This window comes from Microbulbifer sp. 2205BS26-8, assembly GCF_030731025.1.
Classification (GTDB): Bacteria; Pseudomonadota; Gammaproteobacteria; order Pseudomonadales; family Cellvibrionaceae; genus Microbulbifer; species Microbulbifer spongiae.
In genome coordinates, this window is record NZ_JAVAMR010000126.1 from 1 (window position 1) to 1,187 (window position 1,187).

At 48.4% G+C, this 1,187-nt stretch carries 1 protein-coding gene; it reads left to right on the forward strand.

The features are described 5' to 3' along the window. Positions 1-5: 5 nt before the first annotated feature. Positions 6-1,055, forward strand: a complete 1,050-nt coding sequence (locus tag Q5Y71_RS16835; protein WP_306043233.1) for an IS5 family transposase — start codon at positions 6-8, stop codon at positions 1,053-1,055. The last annotated feature ends 132 nt before the right edge of the window (positions 1,056-1,187 follow it).

Here is a 1,187-nt window from a genome sequence, read left to right on the forward strand (position 1 = left end):
AATTTATGCGCGGCGAAACGTACAAGCAAGATGAACTTTTCAGCTATGTCAGCCTGGAATCGCGAATACCAGTCGCTCACCCTATCAGAAAAGTCCGAAAGATAGTCGATATCGCGCTGGTGGAACTGGATGCGACCTTCGACGAAATGTACTCCATGACCGGCAGGCCGTCTATTCCTCCGGAACAATTGATTCGCGCACTTTTGTTGCAAATTTTGTTCACGATTCGATCAGAGCGCCAACTGATGGAGCGCCTGGATTACGACCTGATGTTCAGGTGGTTTGTGGGCCTCGGCATGGATGACAAAGTTTGGCACCCGACAGTATTTACCAAGAACCGTGACCGTGTAATGACCGGCAATGTCGATGAACTTTTTTTCGATGCCATCAAGAAACAGGCCTATGCCAAGAAACTGATGTCTCGCGACCACTTCAGTGTTGATGGAACCCTGCTCGAAGCTTGCGCCTCGATGAAATCTTTCAAGCCGAAAGACGGATCTGATGAGGATGACGGCCAGAATTATCATGGTCAGAAACGTAGTAATGACACGCATGAATCCAGCACGGATAAGGACGCTCGCCTGTTCCGTAAAGGTAAAGGCAAGGAATCCAGACTTTGTCATATGGGACACCTACTTACCGAGAATCGCAATGGTCTGATCGTAGACACTGAAGTTACCCCCGCCGGCACCAGCCAAGAATGGGATGCAGGAACGAGTATGCTTGCCAGGCAAAGTACACGGCCCGGCATGACGGTTGGCGCGGACAAGGGGTACGATACCGGAGATTTTGTAGAGGGTTGCAGAGGGCTCAAGGTGACTCCCCACGTTGCGGCGAAAAAGGGTGGCAGTACTATAGACGGAAGAACCACCTCTACAGAGGGCTACAGGATTAGCCAAGTCAAACGCAAGCGGATTGAAGAATGCTTTGGCTGGATGAAAGATATTGGATTGATGCGAAAAGTAAGGCACGTTGGTCAAGAAAAGATCAGTTGGATCTTTCGATTCACGGCTGCCGCGTACAATATCACGCGAATGAAGACCATAATGGCCTAAAGGTAGAAGCCAAGGGTCAAATAATTGCGAATATGCGCGAAAAAGTGAACATGTTTTGGTCTAATTCGGTTGAAAATTCAGAGGTATGAAAATCTCAAATCAAAAGATTCTCTGCCTGCAAAATTTTCCAGG